This is a genomic window from Pseudomonas sp. WOUb67 (assembly GCF_050058005.1).
Taxonomy (GTDB): Bacteria; Pseudomonadota; Gammaproteobacteria; order Pseudomonadales; family Pseudomonadaceae; genus Aquipseudomonas; species Aquipseudomonas putida_R.
Genome location: NZ_CP170112.1, coordinates 461,652 through 485,480, shown reverse-complemented (window position 1 = coordinate 485,480; position 23,829 = coordinate 461,652). Strand labels below are relative to the sequence as shown.

Here is a 23,829-nt window from a genome sequence, read left to right as displayed (position 1 = left end):
AATTTGCGGTGTCTGTACCGGCCTCTTCGCAGCACAAGGCTGCTCCTACATCAGGCCTCGCAAGCCTTCACATTTCGGTATCACAGGCAATCAACTGCCTGACCAGCCCCTGCGCCAATGGCGACAAGCCATACCCCACCCGGCTGACCACCCCATAGCGGGTATGGCACGCCTCTTCCTGCTCGGGCGTCAGGTCTGCCAGCTTCAACTTTACCAGCCCGCCCTCGCGTTGATACGGCCGCAAGTTGGCATTGCAGGCAATGCCGATGGTGTTCGAGTGCATCACCACATTCAGCAGCGCATACCCGTGCTCGCACTCCACTGAGGGCAGAAAGTCCTGCCGCCCGCTGAGGTCGCTGAGGATCTTGCGGATGTTCGGCGGGCGGAAGGTGGTGGCCATCGGGTAGTCGAACAGGTCTCGTGCCTGCACGGTCTCCTGCTCGGTCAGCGGGTGACCGGCGCGGCAGCAGAAGTGCCAGCGCTGTGGCGTCAGCTTGTGCACCTGGTAGTCCGGGTCGGACTCGAACTGGCGGGTGTCGGCGACAAAGAACTCGATCTCTTCGGCCACCAGTTTGCGGTTCAGCGCCTGCCAGTTGTCCACCTGAAAGCAGGTGCGCGCCGCCGGGTACTCGGCCACGAACCGCGCCACCGCGCGCGGCACCAGGCCACCGGCCGGCGCAGGGCCGGAGCCGAAGCGCACCACCCCGGTAGTGGCGCCGTTGAACTGGTGGATTTCGTTGACCAGGTTGTGCGCCCCGTGCACCAGCCGGCGCGAATGCTCCAGCACCAGCAAGCCTTGGCGGGTCGGCGCCAGCTCCTTGCTGGCGCGGTCCACCAGGCGGCAGCCGATGTTGTGCTCCAGGGTCTGGATGCTGCGGCTGAAGGCCGATTGCGACAGGTTCACGGCCGCCGCCGCGGCGACGAAACTGCGGTGCTCGACAAGGGCGATGTAGTGGCGCAGCTGACGCAGATCGATATGCATTTTCTACATTAAAACCTTCGGTCAAATGCAATTGCTGACAAGGGTGAGTCCCCTTATAAAGGGTGTTATTTATTCCACTAAATATGAATTACAAATATTTATATTACTTAAAAGAATATAAGCCCACCTGACCGCGATTCGGTTCCGTCAACGGAAATGCTCGCCAGGGCCCATGCCTCAAGGAGCATTTGCATGTCCGGACTTTCCCGTTGGCCTGCGCGCGCGTCGCGCTTCACCTTGCAACCCTTGGCCGCTGGCGTGTTGCTGGCGGCGTCCTCTGGCAGCTTCGCCGAAGAGCCGGTCAGCACCACCCCGGCGGTAGAGCAGGAAGCCAAGCTCGGCACCGTCACCGTCAATGCCCGCCGCCGCGAAGAAACCGCGCAAAGCGTGCCCACGCCGATCAGCGTGCTCGACAGCGAAACCCTGGAAACCCAGCGCATCTACCGCGTGCAGGATTTGCAACAGCTGGTGCCCAGCACCAACGTCGCCTACGTGCATGCACGCCAGTCGAGCATCTCGATCCGTGGCCTGGGCAACAACCCGGCCAGCGATGGTCTGGAAGGCAGCGTCGGCATCTACCTGGACAACGTGTACCTCGGCCGACCCGGCATGGCGGTATTCGACCTGCTGGATGTGGAACAGCTGGAAGTGCTGCGCGGCCCGCAGGGCACGCTGTTCGGCAAGAACACCACGGCCGGCGTACTCAACATCACTACGCGCAAGCCCACCTTCCACCGCGAAGGCAGCATCCAGCAGTCGATTGGCGAAGACGGCTACCTGCAAACCCAGGGCAGTTTCTCGGGGCCGATCAGCGAGACCCTGGCCGGGCGTATCAGCGCCTATCGCACCGAAGACGACGGCTACGTGAAGAACATCCACAACGGTGACGACCTTAATGGCGGCAAGCGCCAAGGCTTTCGTACCCAGTTGCTGTTCAAGCCCAGCGACACCTTCAACCTGCGCTGGATTGGCGAATACAACGAAGAAGACTCCAACAACGGCATCCTCAGCCTGTACAGCACCGGGCCGACCATCAATGGCGTCAACCGCTACGAAAGCCTGGCCGCCCAGGCCGGCGCGACGCTGGTGTCGGGCAAGGACCGCAAGGTCAATTTCGACGCTGACCAGCAGGTGACGGTGTTCCAGGGCGGCACCTCGGTGGAAGCCAACTGGACCTTGCCCAACGACTTCACCCTGACCTCGATCACCGCCTACCGCTGGTGGGACTTCACCCCGCGCAACGACGATGGCCTGAACGTGCCGGTGTTCTACAGCGCCGGGGTATCGGTGCGCGACAAGCAGTACTCGCAGGAAATCCGCCTGGCTTCGCCAACCGGCGGCGCTTTCGACTACGTACTGGGTGCCTATTACTTCAAGCAGGACCTGGACAACAAATCCTTCACTTACTACGGGCCGCAGGCGGATGTCTGGAACCTCACACCGGCCGGTGCGCTGAACAACGTCAACACCATTGGTGACGGGCACATCGATACCGACAGCTATGCGCTGTTCGCCCAAGGCACCTGGCATGTCACCGACCGCCTGGACTTCACCGCCGGCATCCGCGGTACCTATGAAGAAAAAAGCGCCTGGGTGACCCGCGATGCGCCCGAAGGTGGTGCTGCAGTGACGGGGGCCGCTGCCACTGCGCGCCAGGCCCGGATAGGTGCCTACGATTCGGGCGACCTCAACCAGTACAGCTTCAGCCCTTCCGGCCTGTTGGGCCTGAGCTACCGCTTCAACGAGCAACTGCTGGGCTACGCCACCCTGACCCACGGTGAGAAGTCCGGTGGCGTCAACCTTACCGTCGGCGCTGCACCACGGCTGGGCACCGACTCGCTGCTGGTGGGTACCGAGCGGGTCAACAATGCCGAACTGGGCCTGAAAAGCACGCTGTTCGACGGCCGCCTGCAACTCAACAGCAACCTGTTCTGGGCCGAAGTGCATGGCTACCAGGCCAACGTCTACGACCAGATCAATCGCGTGCAATACCTGGCCAACGCCGGCAGCGTGCGCTCGCGTGGCCTGGAGTTCGAAGCCACGGCACTGCCGATCCGTGGCCTTACGGTCAACTTCAACGGCTCGTGGAACGACGTGCGCTACACCGAGTACAAAGATGCCCCATGCCCGCCTGAGGTGAGCCTGGCCAATGCCACCGCCACCTGCGACCTGTCCGGCCACCAGGTGGTCGGCGCCTCCAAGTACATCGCCAACCTCAACACCCAGTACAAGTGGCAGGCCACCGAGCATGTCGAGCCCTACGTGACTGCCAGCTACGCCTTCCGCTCGAAGGCCGTGGGCACCATCGACGATTCCGATTTCGGCCAGATCCCCAGCTATGCGCTGGTCAACCTTTCCGCCGGTGTGCGCCTGGACCAGGGCGATGGCGTGGTCGACCTGTCGCTGTGGGTGAAAAACGCCGGCGACAAAACCTACTTCACCAGCCTGTGGAACTCCGCCAACGGTGGCTATGCCGGCGTGCTCGGCACCCCGCGCACCTTCGGCGCCACCGCCCGTTACGACTTCTGAGCACAAGGAGCTTTGCCATGAATGCCAAGACCGAAACCCCTGCACTGCCTGAAGGCGCCTGCCTGACCGCGAAAGTCCCGGAGCGCGACCAAGCGCTGCTCGGCGACGTTGTGGTCAACCCGTACCGCCTGGCGCCGCTGACCGCGATCATCCGCGACGGTGGGCGCAGCCTGAGTGATGCGCATGTGCGTGTGCTAGGGCGCGGTGAGCGCGGAGTGGACATCGTCTATGACGTGTCCGACCGTTCGCTGTGGACCTACGGCGGCATCCCGGTATTCGGGCTTTACCCGGATTACGTCAACCAGGTCGAGGTGACCTACAAGCTCGATGGCGAGCGCATTCGCGAGCAGTACCAGATCTACGCCCCGGCCGTGCGCCTGCCGGTGGTGGCCAGGCAGACCGCCGCGTTGCCGGAAGTGGAGCCGGTCAAGGTGGCGCCCGGCTTTGAAAAGCGCCTGTACCTGTTCAACCACTTGCAGGGTGACATTCCGGGTGCCCGCGCCTTCAAGTGGAATGCCCTGGGGGGGGCAGCGGAATGGGACCAGGTGGGCAACAACTGGATCGCCGACAGCAATGGCGATGTGCGCTGGTACCTGGATATCGAGCAGATCCACGATTCCAACCGCCGCGACGGCCTGGGCGGCACCATGGGCTTCCAGCAGACCCGCGACGGCAAGCTGATCTGGGGCCAGGGCCAGACCTACTCCAAGTACGACCTGCTGGGCCGGCGCATCTGGCAGCGCAGCCTGCCCGACAAGTTCGCCGACTTTTCCCACGAAATCCGCGAAACCGCCAACGGCACCTACCTGCTGCGGGTGGGCACCAGCGACTACCGCCGCCCCGACGGCAAGCGCGTGCGCTCGATTCGCGACCACATCATCGAGGTCAGCGAAGCCGGGGATGTGCTGGACTTCTGGGACCTCAACCAGATCCTCGACCCGTACCGCGGCGACTTGCTGGAAACCCTCGGCAAGGCAGCGATCCAGTTGCCGGAAGGGGTGCAGAAGCAGGACGACCGCCTGGCCAACGAACTGGCCGAGGGTAACCTGCCGTTTGGCGACACCCCGGGTGTGGGCACCGGGCGCAACTGGGCCCACGTCAATGCCATCGATTACGACGCCGATGACGACAGCATTATCGTTTCAGCGCGGCATCAGGGCGTAGTGAAGATCGGCCGCGACAAGCAGGTGAAGTGGATTCTTGCCTCGCCTCAAGGCTGGCCTGAGCGCCTGCGCGACAAAGTGCTGACACCGGTTGCGAGCGAAAACTTCGACTGGTCGTGGACCCAGCACACCGCCTGGCTGACCGGCAAAGGCACGCTGACCGTGTTCGACAACGGCTGGGGGCGTGACTTTGCACCGACCAAGCTTGCCGGCAACTACAGTCGGGCGGTGGAGTACCGCATCGACGAAGCCAAGGGCACCGTCGAGCAGGTGTGGGAGTACGGCAAGGAGCGCGGCGACGAGTGGTACAGCCCGGTGACCTCGGTGGTGGCCTACCGGCCAGAGACCGACACCCAGTTCATCTACTCGGCTTCGGTGAACTTCCTCACCCCCGAGAAACTGACCACCACCGTGCTCAACGAGGTGCGGCGCGGGACCCAGGAGGTGCTGGTGGAGCTGAAGGTGCACAGCCGGCAGCCGGGCTCGGTCGGTTATCGAGCGCTGGTGATCGACCTGGCCAAAGCATTTTGAGCTGGGTAGGCCTGACGTAAATTTTGTGTTGATGCGTACATCGAGCGCCGCCCGCGCGGCGCTCGTTTTCACAGGCGCTGAAAATCTCACGGCAACCATTCCCCCTTTCACATTTCTTTCTGCTTGATCGTCTACCCTGAAGCGGCCGTTTTGCGGGCGATTTCAGATGGACTGTTCAACCATTCGTTCTTTTTTTCGAACAGCCTATTGTCCAACACCCCAGCAGCCGCTTAGCATTCGTTTGAGATTTCAAACGCTCGATGCCCTGCCTTGGGCGCTTTTCAACAATCAACAATTCGGGAAGCCGACATGCAGCTCAAAGACGCTCAGTTGTTCCGCCAGCAAGCCTATATCAATGGTGAGTGGCTGGATGCGGACAACGGCCAGACCATCAAGGTGACCAACCCGGCCACCGGTGAAGTCATCGGTACCGTGCCGAAGATGGGCACCGCGGAAACTCGCCGCGCCATCGAAGCCGCCGACAAGGCCCTGCCGGCCTGGCGTGCACTGACCGCCAAAGAGCGTTCGGCCAAGCTGCGTCGCTGGTTCGAACTGATGATCGAGAACCAGGACGACCTGGCTCGCCTGATGACCACCGAGCAGGGCAAGCCACTGGCCGAAGCCAAGGGCGAAATCGCCTACGCCGCCTCGTTCATCGAGTGGTTCGCCGAAGAAGCCAAGCGCGTTTACGGTGACACCATCCCGGGTCACCAGCCAGACAAGCGCCTGATCGTCATCAAGCAGCCAATCGGCGTTACCGCGGCCATCACCCCGTGGAACTTCCCGGCCGCCATGATCACCCGTAAAGCCGGCCCGGCCCTGGCCGCTGGCTGCACCATGGTGCTCAAGCCTGCATCGCAAACCCCTTACTCCGCCCTGGCCCTGGTCGAGCTGGCACACCGTGCCGGTATCCCGGCTGGCGTGCTGAGCGTGGTTACCGGCAGCGCTGGCGAAGTTGGCGGCGAACTGACCGGCAACTCCCTGGTACGCAAGCTGTCCTTCACCGGCTCGACCGAAATCGGTCGCCAGCTGATGCAGGAATGCGCCAAGGACATCAAGAAGGTTTCCCTGGAGCTGGGTGGCAACGCCCCGTTCATCGTGTTCGACGACGCCGACCTGGACAAGGCGGTCGAGGGCGCGATCATCTCCAAGTACCGTAACAACGGCCAGACCTGCGTCTGCGCCAACCGTATCTACGTGCAGGACGGCGTCTACGACGCGTTCGCCCAGAAGCTGGCCGCTGCAGTTGCCAAGCTGAAGATCGGTAACGGCCTGGAAGACGGCACCACCACTGGCCCGCTGATCGACGGTAAAGCCGTCGCCAAGGTTCAGGAACACATCGAAGACGCCGTCTCCAAAGGCGCCAAGGTGCTGTCCGGTGGCAAGCTGATCGAAGGCAACTTCTTCGAGCCGACCATCCTGGTTGACGTACCGAAGACCGCTGCCGTCGCCAAGGAAGAGACCTTCGGCCCACTGGCGCCGCTGTTCCGCTTCAAAGACGAAGCCGAAGTCATCGCCATGTCCAACGACACCGAGTTCGGCCTGGCTTCGTACTTCTACGCCCGCGACATGAGCCGTGTGTTCCGTGTTGCCGAAGCGCTGGAATACGGCATGGTGGGTATCAACACCGGCCTGATCTCCAACGAAGTGGCACCGTTCGGTGGCATCAAGGCCTCGGGCCTGGGCCGCGAAGGTTCCAAATACGGTATCGAGGACTACCTCGAAATCAAATACCTGTGCATCAGCGTCTGATAGCACGGTAAAGGCTTTACCTCTGCCAGCGGGGCGCGAGAGCGACGTCTCGCTGGCCTTTTTTACATTGCAGTACCTGGTGGCCAGGGCGTTTACGGCAGTCGATCAACGAATACTGTGCGCGAGCACTCCCAGCCACCCCCGAATAAAAGCGCCATTCCTGTCGGCGCAATGAGGGCATTATGAGCAAGACCAACGAATCCTTGATGCAACGTCGTGTAGCTGCCGTCCCACGTGGCGTTGGCCAGATCCACCCGATCTTCGTCGACACCGCGAAGAACTCGACCGTGATCGACGTTGAAGGCCGCGAACTGATCGACTTCGCCGGCGGCATCGCAGTACTGAACACCGGCCACCTGCACCCGAAAGTGGTTGCAGCCGTGCAAGAGCAGCTGACCAAAGTCAGCCACACCTGCTTCCAGGTGCTGGCCTACGAACCCTACGTAGAGCTGTGCGAGAAGATCAACAAGCTGGTACCAGGCGACTTCGACAAGAAGACCCTGCTGGTCACCACCGGCTCCGAAGCCGTTGAAAACGCCGTGAAGATCGCCCGTGCCGCCACTGGCCGTGCTGGCGTCATCGCCTTCACCGGCGGCTACCACGGCCGTACCATGATGACCCTGGGCCTGACCGGCAAGGTCGTGCCGTACTCCGCTGGCATGGGCCTGATGCCAGGCGGCGTGTTCCGCGCGCTGTTCCCGAGCGAACTGCACGGTGTCAGCGTTGACGACGCCATCGCTTCGGTCGAGCGCATCTTCAAGAACGACGCCGAGCCGCGCGACATCGCCGCGATCATCCTCGAGCCAGTACAAGGCGAAGGCGGCTTCCTGCCAGCGCCGAAAGAGCTGATGAAGCGCCTGCGCGCCCTGTGCGACCAGCACGGCATCCTGCTGATCGCCGACGAAGTACAGACTGGCGCTGGCCGTACCGGTACCTTCTTCGCCATGGAACAGATGGGCGTTGCGCCTGACCTGACCACCTTCGCCAAATCCATCGCTGGCGGCTTCCCGCTGGCCGGTGTGTGCGGCAAGGCCGAGTACATGGATGCCATCGCTCCGGGCGGCCTGGGCGGCACCTACGCCGGTTCGCCGATCGCTTGCGCCGCGGCCCTGGCCGTGATCGAAGTGTTCGAAGAAGAAAAACTGCTGGACCGCAGCAAGGCTGTAGGTGAGCGTCTGACCGCTGGCCTGCGCGAAATCCAGCAGAAGCACCCGATCATCGGCGACGTCCGTGGTCTGGGCTCGATGATTGCTGTCGAAGTCTTCGAGAAAGGCACTCACACCCCGAACGCTGCTGCTGTTGGCCAGGTTGTTGCCAAGGCACGCGACAAGGGTCTGATCCTGCTGTCCTGCGGCACCTACGGCAACGTTCTGCGTATCCTGGTACCGCTGACTGCCGAAGACGCACTGCTGGACAAAGGCCTGGCCATCATCGAAGAGTGCTTCGCTGAACTCGCTTGATGTGACGCGCTTCTGAAAAAACCCGCTTCGGCGGGTTTTTTTTGTGCCCAGAAAAGCCATGGGGCGCTATGGTTAGCGGAGGATTTGCTTTGGAAGCTGCGACGGAATGTGTGTCAGGCTATTCAGGAGTTGTTGGCGATGAGCGCTGCAAACCCCACCGCACCAAACGTACTGATTGTCGAGGGCGATCCCTGGGTACGTGACATGCTCAGCGAGATGCTGCTCAGCGTTCGCTGTGATGCCCGGCTGCAGGTGTGCGCCGATGGTTCGCAGGCACTCAACCTGTTGGCCAATAAACCCGACCTGATCATCGCCGCCCGCGAGCTGGCCGGTGTCGACGGCCTGGACCTGCTGCGCAAGGTCCGCGCCAAAGGGCCGGGGTTGCCGTTCATCCTCATGAGCAACCGCAGCGACAGCGCCAGTGTGCGCGAGGTGCTGCCCCTGCACCCCACCGCCTACCTGAGCAAACCACTGAACCTGGACAACCTGCGCAAGCGCCTGGAAGAGCTGCTGGTGGCCGTTGGCGAAGAAATCGCCTGCCCGGTGCCGGCCTTGCAGGTCGGTGCCAGCCTGCCCGCCTACCTGGAGCAGCGCCGCGCTACCGCCGATGGCGGGCCGCTGTTGGCCGATGTGCAGGTGGCGATCAAGCGGGCGCTCAACCCTCAGGGCCTGAACCTGAAGGTGCTTGAAGAGGAAGTGCGTAACGACCCTCAGGTCACTGCCGTCCTGATTGCGGCCGCCAACAGCGCCGCGCTGCACCGTGAGGCGCCGGTGCAAACGTTGCTGCAGGCCCTGAACAAGCTTGGTAGCACCCAGAGCATGAACCTGATCCTGGGCATGACCCTCAAGCGCAGCGCACGGCTCAGCGACCCGTTGTTGGCGCAGCACGCAGCCGGTTACTGGGCCCTTTCGCTGCACACGGCCGAATACGGCCGTACCTTGGCGCGCATGCTCGAGCTCGACGAAGGGCGCTGCTATTGCGCGGGGTTGCTGCACTGCCTGGGCGACCTGGCGGTGTTGCGTTGCCTGCAAGAGTGGCGGTTGGCCGGGGGCGAGCTGGACGAACGCCAGGTACAGCAATCGCTGGATGAGTTCGGTGCGGCGTTCGGTTCGGCGCTACGCACGCGGTGGCGCTTGCCGCTGGCACTGCGCGAGTTGATTGCGGCGATCTACCAGCTGGGCGGTGGCGTGTATTCGCGAGAGATCCTGGCGATGAACCTGGCAGGGCAGTTGTCGCGGCTGCCGGCCGAGCAGGGGCTGGAGAAGGTGGCCAGTGGCAAGACGGCCCGGTTGCTCAAGATGGGTTTGCCGGAGCTGAACCGGCTGCGCAAGGTTCAGAACCCTGAGGTCAAGCCCCAGGAAGAGCCGCCTGCGGCGGAGACTGAAGTGTCCCTCTGAGTTTTTGGGGCCGCTTTGCGGCCCTTCGCGGGCTTGCCCGCTCCCACAGGTTTCGCGGTGAGTGCAGGAATACGCTGTCCCTGTGGGAGCGGGCAAGCCCGCGAAGGGCTGCAAAGCAGCCCCAGTAAAGCAAAAGAAACCTTAGATGACGGGCATGAGATAAGCCCGCTGCCATAGGGGAATGTTTCAACCGCGGACGATCTGGTTCTTGCCCTGCCGCTTGGCCTGGTACATCGCCGCATCGGCACGGGCATACAGGCTGTCCAGTGCCACGTCTTCTTCGGTCAGCCCGGTCAGCCCCTGGCTCACCGTCACCCCGTACGTCTGCTCGCCATGGCTGAAGCTCAAGCGCTGTATTTCTCGCTGCAGGCGCTCGGCCACCGGTTCCGCCATCTGCGCATCGCACCCCGGGAATATCGCGGCAAATTCCTCGCCGCCAATACGCCCGAACAAGTCGCCACGGCGTAGCACGGCCTTGCCGCTGTCGGCGATGCGTTGCAGCACCTGGTCGCCTTCCTGGTGGCCATAGCTGTCGTTGATGACTTTGAAATCATCGATATCCAGCAACAGGAAGGCCAGCGGCGTGCCGTCTTCGCGGGCACTGTCGAAGGCTTGCTGGGCGCATTCGAAGAAGTGCCGGCGGTTGCTGCTCTGGGTCAGCACGTCGGTGGTGGCCAGGCGTTGCAACTCGCTTTCGAGCTGCTTTTTCTCGGTGATGTCTTCGGCAATGCCGACGATGATCACCCGGTCGTCCTCGCGTTGCTGGTTGATGTAACACTTGTCGCTCAGCCAGCGCACGTGGCCGTCGGCATTGAGGATGCGGTATTCGCGGTCTTCCACCGAGCCCTTGATCAGCACCTGGGCCAGGCTGCGCTCGGCGAACTCCAGGTCGTCGGGGTAGATGCTGTCGCGCCATTCGTTGTAGTCGGCCAGCACCAGGCTCACCGGGCGGCCGAAGATGCGCTCGTAGGCAGGGCTTACGTACAACACCTGACGGGTTTCCCAGTCGAAGGCCCAGAGCACCGCATTGACGCTGTCGAGCAACGAGCTGAACAGCTGGTCACGCTCGCTCAGGCGGGCGACTTCGCCTTGGGCATGGAGCAAGGCCAGCAAGGTCTGGGCGGCTCCAGGAGGCGGGGTACCAGGCAGGATCGTGGGAATGTTCTTGGCCATGTGCACGAATCAGGTCTCGACTTGAAAGCGTGCGGCCAGCATCCTGCCCGCCACGCGGGCGATGTGCCGGATTTGAGTGGAGGCGCAGGGGGTAAGTTCCGAACGGCACGCCCCAAAAAGGGGCGTGCCGACTAACGGCGGTCAGGCGCCGGTGGGGCGCAACGAGTACGTCTTGAGCTGCGCCGCGAAGTCGCGCAGGGCGTGGATGCCGCTGGTTTCGGCCTCGTGAATCCAGTCCTTCATGGCAGACAGCATGTCGTGGCCGTTGGCGCTGGTGCGCGCCCAGATCTGCTGCAGGGCCAGGCGCTTTTCGTAAATGGTCTTCAGCGCCTGGCTATGGGCAAGCATGGACTCGATTCGCACATGGTGGCGGTCTTCCAGCAAGCTGGTTTCGCGCGACAGCAGGCGTTTGGCACGGCGGAAGTGGTGACGCACCGATGCATCGACGCGGGCCAGTTCCTGTTTCACCAGCGGGCCGATCACCAGCTTGCGGTACTGGGCCATGATCTGGAAGCGGTTGTTGAGGATGGCCATGGCAGTGTCCATGTCCAGGCTGGCCTTGCCCGCCACCCGGTGGGCAATCGGTGCCACGCGCTGCACCTTGGCCAGGCGCAACAGGCAGAACAGGCGTATCCAGGCCCAGCCCATGTCGAACTCCCAGCGCCTCACCGACAGCTTGGCCGAGTTGGGGTAGGTGTGGTGGTTGTTGTGCAGTTCTTCGCCGCCGATGACGATGCCCCATGGCACCAGGTTGGTGGCCGCGTCGCGGCATTCGAAGTTGCGATAGCCGAGCGCGTGGCCCAGGCCATTGACCACACCGGCAGCCCAGAACGGGATCCACATCATCTGCACCGCCCAGATGGTGATGCCGATGGTGCCAAACAGCAGCAGGTCGATTACCGCCATCAAGGCGATGCCACCCAGCTTGTAACGCGAGTAGAGGTTGCGCTCGATCCAGTCATCCGGGCAGTTCTTGCCGTAGATGCGCAGGGTTTCGGGGTTGCGCGCCTCTTCGCGGTAAAGCTCGGCGCCCTTGCGCAACACTGTGCCCAGGCCCTTGTGCACCGGGCTGTGCGGGTCGTCGGGGGTTTCGCACTTGGCGTGGTGCTTGCGGTGGATGGCGGTCCATTCGCGGGTGTTCTGCGCCGTGGTCAGCCACAGCCAGAAGCGGAAGAAGTGCTTGAGTGCGCCATTGAGCTCCAGGGCCCGGTGCGCAGAGTAGCGATGCAGGTAGACCGTGACGCTGACGATGGTCACGTGGGTCATCAACAAGGTGATGCCGACCAGTTGCCAGGCCGACAAGTCGAGCAGGCCGTAATACCACATAGGTGTAAAAACCCTCGGAATGCAGGAGGAGGGGCTGATTATCCCTTGGCAGGGAAATAAAACCAGTCAAAGCTGACGACGCGATATTTCACGCAATCCATGTGGGAGCGGCTTCAGCCGCGAACACCGGCAGAGCCGGTGCCATCCACCGGGTTGCCATCTTCGCGGGTAAACCCGCTCCCACAGTGCGCCAGAGCCTTTATAATGCCCATTCTTTTCTGATGGGCAATCCCACCCGACATGTCTGTTTCCGTTCGCGACGCCTTGCGCATGGCTGCGCTGTATGTGGTGCTCTCGATCCTCTGGCTGGCGCTCGCCGAGGTGATGCTGCACGGCATGACTGACGACCCCCTGGCACTGACCGTGGGGCGGCAGATCAACATCGTGCTGTGGGTGTTGTTCAGTGCCGTACTGATCTACGTTTCCAGGGTACGGCTGCTGAACTTCATCGGTGCTGGTGCGCGCCTGCGCTGCGAGGACCGCGAGCGGCTGCGCATGGCCGCCGCAGTGTTCGACAGTACCCTCGAAGGTGTACTGGTCACCGACCGCCAGGGCCTGATCGTGCACGTGAACCGTGCCTTCATGCGCATCACCGGCTACCAGCAGGACGAGGTGATCGGCCATCGCCCGAGCAAGTTCAAATCGGGCCGCCATGGCCAGGCGTTCTACCAGCAGATCTTTGCCACCCTGGCCGAGCAGGGCGAGTGGAGCGGCGAAATCTGGAACCGGCGCAAAAGCGGCGAAATTTACCCGCAATGGCAGACCATCTGCGCCATCCGCGATGACGACGGTGAGCTGAGCCATTACGTGGCGGTGTTCAGTGACATCAGTGCGATCAAGCATTCGGAACAGGAGCTGGCCTACCTGGCGCACCACGACCCGCTGACCGGCCTGCCCAACCGCCTGCTGTTCACCGACCGGGTCGAGCAGGCCCTGGCGGCCGCCCAGGCCAACAAGCGCGGCTGTGCCCTGCTGCTGCTGGACCTGGACCATTTCCAGAGTATCAATGACGGCCTGGGCCACACCATCGGTGACCAGTTGCTGAAGCTGGTGGGCGAGCGCCTGGGCGAGGTGCTGGGCAACGGCGTGACCCTGGCACGCCTGGGTGGCGACGAGTTCGGTGTGCTGGCCGAGAACTGCCAGCAGGTCGGCCAGGCGGGCAAGCTGGCGCAGTGCATCATCGAGCGCATGCGCGAGCCGTTCCTGTTCGAGGACAATCGCCTGTTCATCAGTGCCAGCGTCGGTATCAGCCTGTTCCCCAGCGACGCCTTGAGCGCCGAGCAGTTGCTGCGTAATGCCGACGCGGCGTTGTACAAGGCCAAAAGCAACGGGCGTGCCTGCTATGCGCTGTACACCGAAGAGCTGACCGCTCACGCCCAGCACCGGGTCGAGACCGCCGGCGAGCTGCGAAGGGCCCTGGAGCAGGATGAGCTGCGGGCGTACTTCCAGCCGGTGCATGACCTGGCGACAGGCCGGCAGGTCGGGGTCGAGACATTGGTACGCTGGCAGCACCCCCAACGCGGCCTGGTGCCGCCGGGCGAGTTCATCCCTATTGCCGAGCGCACCGGGCTGATTGCCGAAATCGACACCTGGGTGCTGCGCCAGGCCTGCCGGCAAATGGTGCAGTGGCAGGCCGAAGGCCGGCAGCTGGCATTTGTGGCAGTGAACATCTCCAGCCGCCTGTTTGGCCAGCATGAACTGTACCGGCAGGTGGCCGAGGTGCTGCACGAGACTGGCCTGGCCCCGGCCCTGCTGGAACTGGAAGTGACCGAAAGCGCGGTGATGGAAGACCCGGAAGTGGCGCTGGAGCAGCTGCATCGTCTTCGCGAGCTGGGGGTGACCCTGGCCATCGACGACTTTGGCACCGGGTATTCGTCGTTGTTGCGGCTCAAGCGTTTGCCGGTGCAGAAGCTGAAGATCGACCAGGGCTTCGTTGCCGGGTTGCCGCTGGATGAAGATGACATCGCGATCGTGCGGGTGATCATCGCCCTGGCCCGCAGCATGGGCATGCAGGTGCATGCCGAGGGCATCGAGCAAGCGGAGCAGGCCAGCTTCCTGCTGCAGGAGCAGTGTCAGTTGGGGCAGGGCTATTGGTTCGGGCGGCCGGTGCCGGCTGGGGATCTTCGCTGGGAATGAGATCGCCGGGTCCGCTTTGCGGCCCTTTCGCCGGCAAGCCAGCTCCCACAAGTACTGCACAAGGCTGGAGAGCAGCGCTGTACCTGTGGGAGCTGGCTTGCCGGCGATGGGGCGCGTAGCGGCCCCCGATCTATCGCTTGTTCAAGCCCTTCGCCAGGCGGTCCCCGCCCAGCTGGATCAACGCCACCAATGCCACCAGCAGGGCAATCACGGTCAGCATGATCTGGCTGTCAAAGCGCTGGTAACCATACCGATAAGCAATGTCGCCCAAGCCCCCGGCTCCGATTGCCCCGGCCATGGCCGAGGAGTTGATCAGGGTCACCAGGGTAATGGTGAAACCCCCGACGATGCCCGGCAGCGCCTCTGGCAACAGCACGTGCCAGACGATGTGCCAGCGCCGGCAGCCCATGGCCTGTGCGGCCTCCACCAAACCATGGTCGACTTCGCGCAGGCTGACCTCGGCAATCCGTGCAAAAAACGGCGTGGCGGCAATGGTCAACGGCACCACCGCCGCCCACACGCCGTAGGTGGTGCCTACCACCAGGCGGGTGAAGGGGATCAGCGCGACCATCAGGATCAGGAACGGGATCGAGCGGAACAGGTTGACGAAGGCGCCCAGCACCCGGTTCAGCAGCGGTGCCTCGAAGATGCCGCCCTTGTCGCTGGTGACCAGCAGCACCGCCATCGGCACCCCCACCAGCAGGGCGATCAGCGACGACACGCCGACCATCAGCAGGGTATCGAGCAAGCCTTCCAGCAGGCGATCAAACCACATGGCCCAGTACCTCCACGTCCTCGGCCCAGCGGCGGGCACGTTCCAGCAGTTGATGGGTGTCGTGCGGCGAGTGTTGCACCGACAGGATCAGTTGCCCCAAGGCATGCTCGCCAATGGTTTCCACGCCGCCCTGCAGCAGGCGCACGCGGCCCCCCAGATCGTTGAACAGGGCAGACAGCTCGGGCTCGCCGAGCAAGGTCAGTTTCAGTACCACAGCGCTGTCGCGGCTCACCTGGCTGGCCCGCAAGCTGGCTTGCAGCGCGGCAGGCAACCTGGCCTGCAACGGTGCAAGCAGGGTGCGGGTGACCTCGTGCCGTGGGGCGCCGAACACCCGCCAGACTTCGCCCTGCTCGACCACTTCGCCGCGCTCCAGTACGACCACCCGGTGGCAGATATCGCGGATCACCGCCATTTCGTGAGTGATCAGCACGATGGTCAGGCCCAGGCGCTGGTTGATGTCGCGCAACAGCTCAAGGATCGACGCGGTGGTTTCCGGGTCGAGCGCCGAGGTGGCCTCGTCGCACAGCAAAATCTCGGGGTCGTGCACCAGCGCCCGGGCAATGCCGACGCGCTGTTTCTGCCCGCCGGACAGTTGCGCCGGGTACACGTGGTGCTTTTCCTGCAAGCCGACCAGCTCCAGCAGCTCGCGTACCTTGCGTTGGCGCTCGGCCTTGGCCACGCCGGCCACCTTCAATGGCAGCTCGACGTTCTGCCACACGGTCTTGGCCGACATCAGGTTGAAGTGCTGGAAGATCATGCCGATGCGCCGGCGCAGCGCCACCAGGTGGTCCTCGTCGAAGGGCGCGATGTCCACCTGGTCGATCAGTACCCGGCCCTGGCTGGGTTGCTCCAGGCGGTTGATGGTGCGCAGCAGTGAAGACTTGCCGGCACCGCTGCGGCCGATGATGCCGAAGATCTCGCCATGGCGGATGTTCAGGTCGATGCCTTGCAAGGCCGGTTGGGTCTGGCCAGGGTAGGTCTTGCCCAGGCCGATGAAGCGCACATGGGCTTCATTGACCTCCGGGCGCAGGGCCTGTTCCTTGACCGTTGGCGGCAATGGTTGTGGTGTAGGCGCCCTGAGCGCGCTGGCCTGGCTCATGTCAGCCTTCCCAGCCGGCTTGGTAGAGCTTGCCGTGGGCTTTGTCCAATGCTGCACGCACCACCGGCGAGTGCTGGTAGATGTCGACGAACTTGGCCAGGCGTGGGTCGTCCTTGCTTTGCGGGCGGATGACGAACTGGATCACGTATTCCTTGTTTTCCAGGCCGTCGAACAGCAATGCCGAGGTGGCGTCGAAGGTGTTGGCCAGGCGGATGTAGGCCGGGTAGCCCTGCACCAGGTCGGCGTCATCGTAGGCGCGTACCAGCTGAACCGCCTCGACCTGAAGGATTTTCAGCTTTTTCGGGTTGGCGACGATGTCGTCTTCGGTGGCCTTGTAGCCAACGCCTGGCTTCAGGCTGATCAGCCCGGCCTTGGCCAGCAGTTGCAGGCCACGGCCACTGTTGATCGGGTCGTTGGCGATGGCCACGCTGGCGCCTTCAGGCAGCTCGGCGAAGCTTTTGTACTGTTTCGAGTACAGGCCAACGTTGTTGATGATGCCCGAGGCGTAAGGCACCAGGTTGAAGCCCGCAGCAGCCTTGGCGTTTTCCAGGAACGGGATGTGCTGGAAGTAGTTCACGTCGATGTCGCCGCTGTTGAGGCTGACATTGGGCGCAATCCAGTCGCTGAACTCGATCAGCTTCACGTCCAGGCCTTGCTTGTGCGCTTCTTCCACTGCGGCTTCCAGCGGAATGGCAAAGGCCGAGGTGGTGCCGATCTTCAGCGGTTCGGCAGCCAGCGCGCCGGCGGACAGGCCAAGGGTGAGGGCAATGGCCGCGACGGGCCGGAACAGTTTTTCAAGCATGGTGCAGGGCTCCAGTCGGGGCAGGGGTTGGGGTGAAGCGGTAGGTCGAGCCCGGGTGATCGGCGGGCAGGTGCGGGTGGTCGGCCTGGAACAGCTTCTCGCGCAGGGTGCCTTCGGCGTAGGCGGTCTTGTAGCGGCCACGCTGTTGCAACTGGGGGATGACCAGGTCGATGAAGTCCTCGAAGCTTTCCGGGGTGACGGTGCGGGTCAGGTTGAAACCGTCCAGCCCGGTTTCGTCGATCCAGGCAATCAACTGTTCGGCCACCTGTTCCGGTGAGCCGACCAGGGTTACGTAGCGGCCGCCCAAGGCGTGCTGTTCAAGCAGGCGACGGCGGGTCCAGGCGTTGTCCTGCAACTGGCGCGTGGCGGACTGGATGGCATTGCCCTGGCTGAAGCCAATCGGCTCGTCCAGCCCGTAGGCCGCAAAATCGATGCCGGTGGATGCGGCAAAGTGCGCGACGCCGGCCTCGGGGCTTGCATGGCGCAGGTACTCGGCATGCTTGGCCTGAGCCGCCTGCTCGGTGGCGGCGACGATCACCGTGATGCCCATGAACACTTTGACCGCTTGCGGGTCGCGCCCGGCAGCCTGGGCGGCAGCGCGTACCTTGTCGACCTGGGCGCGGGTGGCGGCCTTGTTTTGGCCACTGATGAACACGCATTCGGCGTGGTTGCCGGCGAAGGCCAGGCCACGCTGCGAGCTGCCGGCCTGGAACAGCACCGGCGTGCGTTGCGGCGAGGGTTCGCTCAGGTGATAGCCCTCGACGTTGTAGAACTCGCCGTGGTGGCTGACCTTGCGCACCTTGTCGGGCCGGGCATAGACGCGCTGCTCGCGGTCGGCGACCACGGCGTCGTCGGCCCAGCTGCCTTCCAGCAGCTTGTACAGCACCTGCAGGTATTCGTCGGCCTGGTCGTAGCGGCGGTCGTGCTCGGGTTGCTGCTCAAGGCCCATGGCGCGGGCGGCGCTGTCGAGGTAGCCGGTGACGATGTTCCAGCCCACCCGGCCATTGCTCAGGTGGTCGAGGGTGGAAAGGCGCCGGGCGAACAGGTATGGCGCCTCGTAGGTGAGGTTGGCGGTAAGGCCGAAACCCAGGTGGCGGGTGACCGCAGCCATGGCCGAAACCAGCAGCAGCGGGTCGTTGACCGGCAGCTGGATCGACTCCTTGAGGGTGACGTCCAGCGACTGGCCGTAGATGTCGTAGGTGCCGACGATGTCGGCGATGAACAGCCCGTCGAACAGGCCGCGCTCCAGCAGGCGCGCCAGGTTGGTCCAGTACTCCAACGACTTGTACTGGGTCGAGGTGTCCCGTGGGTGGGTCCACAGGCCGTGGTTGATGTGCCCGATGCAGTTCATGTTGAAGGCATTGAGCAGAATCTGCTTGGCCATCAGATGGTCCCCCGGCGTGGCGGGTTGGCATCGTTGAGGTAGTAGTTGCCGATGGCGTGGTACTTCCAGCGCACCGGGTCGTGCAGGGTGTGCACGCGAGCGTTGCGCCAGTGGCGGTCGAGGTTGTGCTCGGCCAGGGTGGCCTGGCTGCCGCCCAGTTCGAACAGCGCGGTACCTGCAGCGAGCGATATCTCGGTGCTGATGGCGCGCGCTTCGGCCACGGCGATGGAAGCGGCGGCCACGTTGTCGGCGGTGCTGTCGTCGCGGGCGCGGTCGAGGTATTCACCGGCGCGCTCCAGCAGGGCTTCGGCGGCATGCAGGCGGATCGCCAGGTGGCCGAAGCTCTTCAGCGTTAGCGGGTCATCCGTGGCCTTGTCCAGGCCGGAGTCGACCCATGGGCGGCTGCGGGTGCGCACGAAGTGCAGGGCATCTTCATAGGCGGCGCGGGCGATGCCGGTGTCAATGGCGGCATGGAGGATCTGTGCCAGCGGCCCGACCGGGGTGGGGCGCTCGAAAGCACTCTGGAACGGCACCACGTCGGCGGCGCTGACATACACGTTGTCGAACACCACCGAACCGCTGCCGGTGGTGCGCTGGCCGAAGCCGCTCCAGTCGTCGATCACCTGCAAGCCCTGGCTGTCGGCCGGGACGAAGGCCAGCTGCTGCACGCCTTGCTCATCGACGACCGAGGTAGGAATGCGCTGGGCGTAGATGGCGCCGGTGGAATAGAACTTGCGGCCATTGATGCGAAAACCCTCGCCGTCTCGGCTCAGGCGGGTGGTGCGTTCGTTGGCGGTCTTGGTGCCCAGCTCGGCCAGGGCATTGCCGAAGCGGCGGCCGGCCAGTACCTCGGCGTACAGGCGCTGTTGCTGTTCGGGGCTGCCGTTTACCCGCAGCACTTCCAGGCCGTAGAAATGGTTTTGCGGGATCTGCCCCAGCGAGCCGTCGGCCTGGGCGATACGGGCGATGACCTTGGCCAGGGTGACGTTGGACACGCCGGCGCCGCCGAAAGCCTTGGGCACGCTGATGGCCCACAGGCCGGAGCGGGTGAACAGCTCGAGTTCGGCGTGGGGCAGGCGGCGCTCGCGGTCGCGCAGGGCGCTGTCGCGGCGCAGTTGCTGGGCGATGTCTTCGGCGACGTTCAGGGCTTCGGTGTCGCTGGTGATGATTTTTGTAGTCATGTTGTTCTCCGGGGCCCCAGGGGCCGCTTCGCGCCTCAATCGCCGGCAAGCCAGCTCCCACAGGTACTGCACAGGTCTTGAGGTCAGTGCAGGACCTGTGGGAGCTGGCTTGCCGGCGATTGGGCTGCAAGGCAGCCCCCAGGGCACTCAAATCAGATCCAGGAATGCCGCGCAGGCAGGGTGCCGTTGAGGTGGTACGCGCCCACCGCGTGGTACTTCCAGCGCACCGGGTCGTGCAGGGTGTGCACCCGGGCATTGCGCCAGTGGCGGTCGAGGTTGAACTCGGCAAGCGTGGCGCGGCTGCCGGCCAGCTCGAACAGCTTCTCGCTGGCCTGCAGGGAGATTTCGGTGGTCAGCACCTTGGCCTCGGCTACCGCAATCGAGGCCCGGGCCGCGCTGGCTGCGTCGATGGGCGCAGCATTGACCTCGTCGAGTACCCGCGCAGCCTTGCGCAGCAGCGCTTCAGCGGCGTGCAGCTCAAGCTTCAGCCGGCCGATGTCGGCGATCACATAAGGATCGTCGCTGGCGCGCTCCACGTTGGCTTCAATCCACGGGCGGGACTTTTCGCGCACGAAGGTGATCGCATCATCGATCGCCGCTTCGGCAATGCCGGCGTCGATCGCCGCCTGGATCAGCTGCGAGGCTGCGCCCTGGATGTTGGGGATATCACGCTGGCGCCAGTTGTCGATCACCAGCTCCGCGTCTACCGGCACTTCGTCCAACAGCACAGTGCCGCTGGCGGTGGTGCGCTGGCCGAACCCGGACCAGTCATCGACGATGCGCAGCCCCGGAGTGCCGCGGCGCACGAACGCCAGGCGCTGGCGGCCTTCGTCATCCAGTGCCTTCACGGCTACCCAGTGGGCGAACAGGGCACCGGTTGAATAGAACTTCTCACCGCTGATGCGATAGCTGTCGCCAACGCGGGTGATGCGGGCCTTGAGGGTGAGGGTGTCCTTGGTGCCGCGCTCTGGCCCGGCATTGCCGATGCGCCAACCGTCGAGCACGCTGCGGAAGATCAGCGCCTGTTGCGCCTCGGTGGCCGTCAGGCGAATCAGTTGCAGCATGCCGAACTGGTTCTGCGGGATCTGCCCCAGGGCCGGGTCGGCGGCGCTGATCAGGCGGAACACTTCGGCTACGGTTTCGAACGACACATCAGGGCCGCCATGGGCCTTGGGTACGCTGATGCTGCCCAGGCCGCTGCGGGTGAACAGCTCGATCTCCGCCCACGGCAGTTTGCGTTGCTGGTCGCGGCGTGCGGCTTGCTCGCGGGCAACCTCGGCCAGTTCGCGGGCGGCTTGCAGGGCTTCGGCGTCGTTGCGCAGTACCTTGGCCGGCAGCAGCAGGGGCGAGCTGTCGAGATCGCTGTGGAATTGGGTATTTGGCTGGCTGGACATCAGTACCGCTCCTTGGCTGCACTCAATGCCCTGGCGATACGCACTGGGGTGATTGTGATCCTGACCATTCCTGACCTCACAAAAAAGTTGTGTCGCTACAGCTGGTCGCGACAAAAGTGTGCTGGTCCGGTGGTCCGGTTCATATACCCTAATGCTTTATAAAAAGTTTATGAACTAACTCTTTGGAATATGTATAGAAGGAGGGATTTGCTACAGATGTGCCGGCCCTTTCGCGGGTAAACCTGCTCCCACAGGGACTGCACAGGTCTTGAAACCGGTGCAGTCCCTGTGGGAGCAGGTTTACCCGCGAAGAGGCCGGGACAGGTTTACTCGGAGGCAGCGGTACCCAGGAACTTGCGCAAAAACTGCCGGGTACGCTCTTCCTTCGGCGCCGCAAACAGTGCCTTGGCTTCACCCTGTTCCACGATCACGCCCTTGTCGAAGAAGATCACCCGGTTCGCCACGTCCCGGGCAAAGCTCATCTCGTGGGTGACGATGATCATGGTGCGCTTCTCCTCGGCCAGGCCGCGGATGGTCGCCAGCACTTCACCCACCAGCTCCGGGTCCAGTGCCGAGGTGGGTTCGTCGAACAGGATCACCTCCGGCTCCATGGCCAGGGCGCGGGCGATGGCCACCCGTTGCTGTTGCCCGCCGGACAGCCGCCGTGGGTAGGCGTCTTCCTTGCCCGCCAGGCCGACCTTGGCCATCAGGCGCCGACCCAGCTCGACGGCTTGCTCGCGGGGCGTCTTCTTGACGATCACCGGCCCCTCGATCACGTTCTCCAGGGCGGTGCGGTGTGGGAACAGGTTGAAGTTCTGGAACACGAACCCGGCCTGCTGGCGCAAGCGGCGTATCGCACTCTGCTGGCCACCCAGCGGGCGGTTGGCATCGATGCTGATGGCGCCGATCTTGATCTGCCCGGCATCGGGCGTTTCCAGCAGGTTCAGGCAGCGCAGGAAGGTGGTCTTGCCCGAGCCGCTGGGGCCGATGATGGCCACCACTTCGCCGGGCTGCACGGTCAGGTCGATGCCGTTGAGCACGGTCTGGCCCTTGAACTGCTTGGTCAGGCCTTTGACTTCAATCATGCTCATTGCTCCTGGTCATGCTGGTTGACCCGCGCTTCCATGCGGTTCTGGAAGTGCGCGAGGATGCTGCACAGCACCCAGTAGATGACCGCGACCGCCACGTACATGGTGAACACTTCGAAGGTGCGTGCGGTAATCAGCTGTGCCTGGCGGAACAGCTCGGGCACCTGGATGGTCGCCGCCAGGGCGGTGTCCTTGACCAGCGAAATGAAGCTGTTGCCCAACGGGGGCAGGGCGGTGCGCAAGGCTTGTGGCAGGATCGCCCGGCGCATGGCCTGGACACGGGTCATGCCGATACTGGCGGCAGCTTCCCACTGGCCGCGGTCGATGGAGGAAATCGCTGCACGCAGGATTTCGCAGATGTAGGCCGCCATGTTCAGCGACAGGCCGATCAGCGAAGCCGGGATGGGGTCGAGTTCGATGCCGATCTGCGGCATGCCGAAATAGATCACGAACAGCTGCACCAGCAGCGGCGTGCCGCGGAAGAACGACACGTAGATCCGCGCCAGCCAGTTCAGCGGCAATACCTTCGACAGCCGCATCAGCGCCAGGGCAAAGCCCAGCAGCAGGCCGAAGAACATGCCGCCGACACTGAGCAGCACCGTATAACCCGCGCCCTTCAGCAGGAAGGGCGTGGAGTCGACAACGAGTTGCAGGCTTTCAGCAATCATTTGGTGACATCAGCACCGAAGTATTTTTCGGACAGCTTGGCCAGCGTGCCGTCAGCCTTGAGCTTGTCGATGGCCTTGTTGATCGCCGCCAGCAGTTCAGGCTCGCCCTTGCGCAGGGCCACGCCGCTTTCCAGGCGCGAGAAAGCATCGCCGGCCAGTTCGGTGTCCTTGGCTTTTTGCGCGTATTCCAGCGCGGCCAGGCGGTCGATCAGGATGGCGTCGATACGGCCGTTGCGCAGGTCGGCGAACTTGCTCGGGTCGTCTTCATAGGTGCGCACTTCGGCTTTCGGGACGTCTTGCTTGACCCACTGCTCGTAGTTGGTGCCCAGGCCTACGCCGACTTTCTTGCCGGCCAGGTCTTGCGCCGACTTGATGTTCAGCTGCTCGGCTTTCTTCTTCAGGATCAGGGCCTGGATACCGGAAACGGTGTAGGGCTCAGAGAAATCGTATTTTTTCTTGCGCTCTTCGGAGATGGTCACCTGATTGACCACCACGTCCAGGCGCTTGGATTCCAGCGCGGCAAGGATGCCATCCCACTTGGTCGGCTGGATCTTGGCCTTGACCCCCAGCTCCTTGGCCAGCAGTTCCGAAAGCTCTACCTCGAAACCGGCCAGCTTGCCGTTCTCATCCTGGAAGCTGAACGGTGGGTAGGTGCCTTCGAGGCCGACGTTGATCACGCCTTTTTCCTGGATGGTCTTCAACTGCTCGCCGGCGAACGCCGGGCTGAGCAGGCCGGCACCCAGCAGGAGGGCCAGGCTGGCGTTGAGTAGCGGTTTGGCGAATTTCGACATGTCAGAGCCCCGCGCTTGTTGTGTAAGTAGTGAGGTGGCGACTATAGGGTTGGCTGCTTAGGCCAGGAAATACTAAAAAATTATTTTGTTATTCCCTTTTTGATTTGTGCCAGGTGCTGGCTGCTTTGAGGGTAGGCGAGGATGCTCGCTACGTCATCGCGGCTTATGCCTGACTTAGCGCAGGATGGAATAAAGCG

Annotated in this window: 18 protein-coding genes; 6 read left to right on the top strand and 12 right to left on the bottom strand. The window is 63.5% G+C overall.

The window, feature by feature from the left end:
* Positions 1-67: 67 nt before the first annotated feature.
* A complete protein-coding gene (locus ABOC32_RS02205; protein ID WP_426810002.1) occupies positions 68-982 on the bottom strand; it encodes a LysR family transcriptional regulator in 915 nt (304 codons plus the stop codon).
* 192 nt (positions 983-1,174) lie between these two features.
* On the opposite strand from ABOC32_RS02205, the gene ABOC32_RS02200 reads away from it, so the two are divergent.
* From ABOC32_RS02200 to ABOC32_RS02180, 5 genes are all read left to right on the top strand, one after another.
* Positions 1,175-3,511 (top strand): TonB-dependent receptor, encoded by a 2,337-nt coding sequence (locus ABOC32_RS02200; protein WP_426810001.1) that lies wholly within the window; start codon positions 1,175-1,177, stop codon positions 3,509-3,511.
* 17 nt (positions 3,512-3,528) lie between these two features.
* Positions 3,529-5,205, top strand: a complete 1,677-nt coding sequence (locus tag ABOC32_RS02195) for an aryl-sulfate sulfotransferase (RefSeq protein WP_426810000.1) — start codon at positions 3,529-3,531, stop codon at positions 5,203-5,205.
* 309 nt (positions 5,206-5,514) lie between these two features.
* Positions 5,515-6,957, top strand: coding sequence for an NADP-dependent succinate-semialdehyde dehydrogenase (gene gabD / locus ABOC32_RS02190; RefSeq protein WP_016484375.1), 1,443 nt, complete (start codon positions 5,515-5,517; stop codon positions 6,955-6,957).
* A 182-nt stretch (positions 6,958-7,139) separates the two neighbouring features.
* On the top strand, positions 7,140-8,417 hold the full coding sequence (gene gabT, locus ABOC32_RS02185; RefSeq protein WP_426809999.1) for a 4-aminobutyrate--2-oxoglutarate transaminase: 1,278 nt from the start codon (positions 7,140-7,142) through the stop codon (positions 8,415-8,417).
* A 138-nt stretch (positions 8,418-8,555) separates the two neighbouring features.
* Positions 8,556-9,815: an HDOD domain-containing protein gene (locus ABOC32_RS02180; protein WP_426809998.1), complete on the top strand. Its 1,260-nt coding sequence runs from the start codon at positions 8,556-8,558 to the stop codon at positions 9,813-9,815.
* 186 nt (positions 9,816-10,001) lie between these two features.
* Here the strand turns inward: ABOC32_RS02180 and ABOC32_RS02175 are convergent, their stop codons facing one another.
* Both ABOC32_RS02175 and desA read right to left on the bottom strand, forming a co-directional pair.
* Positions 10,002-10,988 (bottom strand): GGDEF domain-containing protein, encoded by a 987-nt coding sequence (locus ABOC32_RS02175; RefSeq protein ID WP_426809997.1) that lies wholly within the window; start codon positions 10,986-10,988, stop codon positions 10,002-10,004.
* A 141-nt stretch (positions 10,989-11,129) separates the two neighbouring features.
* Positions 11,130-12,314, bottom strand: coding sequence for a delta-9 fatty acid desaturase DesA (gene desA / locus ABOC32_RS02170; protein WP_426809996.1), 1,185 nt, complete (start codon positions 12,312-12,314; stop codon positions 11,130-11,132).
* A gap of 240 nt (positions 12,315-12,554) precedes the next feature.
* Here desA and dibA point away from each other — a divergent pair, with 240 nt between their 5' ends.
* Positions 12,555-14,450 carry a phosphodiesterase DibA gene (gene dibA / locus ABOC32_RS02165; RefSeq protein WP_426809995.1) on the top strand — a complete coding sequence of 632 codons (1,896 nt, stop codon included), beginning with the start codon at positions 12,555-12,557 and terminating at the stop codon, positions 14,448-14,450.
* A gap of 130 nt (positions 14,451-14,580) precedes the next feature.
* Here the strand turns inward: dibA and ABOC32_RS02160 are convergent, their stop codons facing one another.
* The 9 genes from ABOC32_RS02160 to tcyJ all read right to left on the bottom strand — a co-directional run bounded on the left by ABOC32_RS02160 (position 14,581) and on the right by tcyJ (position 23,632).
* Positions 14,581-15,225 (bottom strand): methionine ABC transporter permease, encoded by a 645-nt coding sequence (locus ABOC32_RS02160; RefSeq protein WP_012270026.1) that lies wholly within the window; start codon positions 15,223-15,225, stop codon positions 14,581-14,583.
* Positions 15,215-16,324, bottom strand: coding sequence for a methionine ABC transporter ATP-binding protein (locus ABOC32_RS02155; protein ID WP_426809994.1), 1,110 nt, complete (start codon positions 16,322-16,324; stop codon positions 15,215-15,217). Before ABOC32_RS02155 ends, ABOC32_RS02160 begins: the two co-directional genes overlap by 11 nt.
* Before the next feature lies 1 nt (position 16,325).
* Complete coding sequence (locus tag ABOC32_RS02150) at positions 16,326-17,126, bottom strand: MetQ/NlpA family ABC transporter substrate-binding protein (protein WP_426809993.1); 801 nt, start codon at positions 17,124-17,126, stop codon at positions 16,326-16,328.
* On the bottom strand, positions 17,119-18,510 hold the full coding sequence (locus ABOC32_RS02145; protein ID WP_426809992.1) for an LLM class flavin-dependent oxidoreductase: 1,392 nt from the start codon (positions 18,508-18,510) through the stop codon (positions 17,119-17,121). Before ABOC32_RS02145 ends, ABOC32_RS02150 begins: the two co-directional genes overlap by 8 nt.
* Positions 18,510-19,691 carry an SfnB family sulfur acquisition oxidoreductase gene (locus ABOC32_RS02140; protein ID WP_426809991.1) on the bottom strand — a complete coding sequence of 394 codons (1,182 nt, stop codon included), beginning with the start codon at positions 19,689-19,691 and terminating at the stop codon, positions 18,510-18,512. Before ABOC32_RS02140 ends, ABOC32_RS02145 begins: the two co-directional genes overlap by 1 nt.
* A 152-nt stretch (positions 19,692-19,843) precedes the next feature.
* Positions 19,844-21,085, bottom strand: a complete 1,242-nt coding sequence (locus ABOC32_RS02135) for an SfnB family sulfur acquisition oxidoreductase (RefSeq protein ID WP_426809990.1) — start codon at positions 21,083-21,085, stop codon at positions 19,844-19,846.
* 326 nt (positions 21,086-21,411) lie between these two features.
* Positions 21,412-22,170: an L-cystine ABC transporter ATP-binding protein TcyN gene (tcyN, locus tag ABOC32_RS02130; RefSeq protein ID WP_234228171.1), complete on the bottom strand. Its 759-nt coding sequence runs from the start codon at positions 22,168-22,170 to the stop codon at positions 21,412-21,414.
* 2 nt (positions 22,171-22,172) lie between these two features.
* Positions 22,173-22,841, bottom strand: a complete 669-nt coding sequence (tcyL, locus tag ABOC32_RS02125) for a cystine ABC transporter permease (RefSeq protein ID WP_043200287.1) — start codon at positions 22,839-22,841, stop codon at positions 22,173-22,175.
* Entirely contained in the window at positions 22,838-23,632 is a 795-nt protein-coding gene (gene tcyJ / locus ABOC32_RS02120) for a cystine ABC transporter substrate-binding protein (RefSeq protein WP_426809989.1), read from the bottom strand. Before tcyJ ends, tcyL begins: the two co-directional genes overlap by 4 nt.
* Positions 23,633-23,829 lie beyond the last annotated feature (197 nt).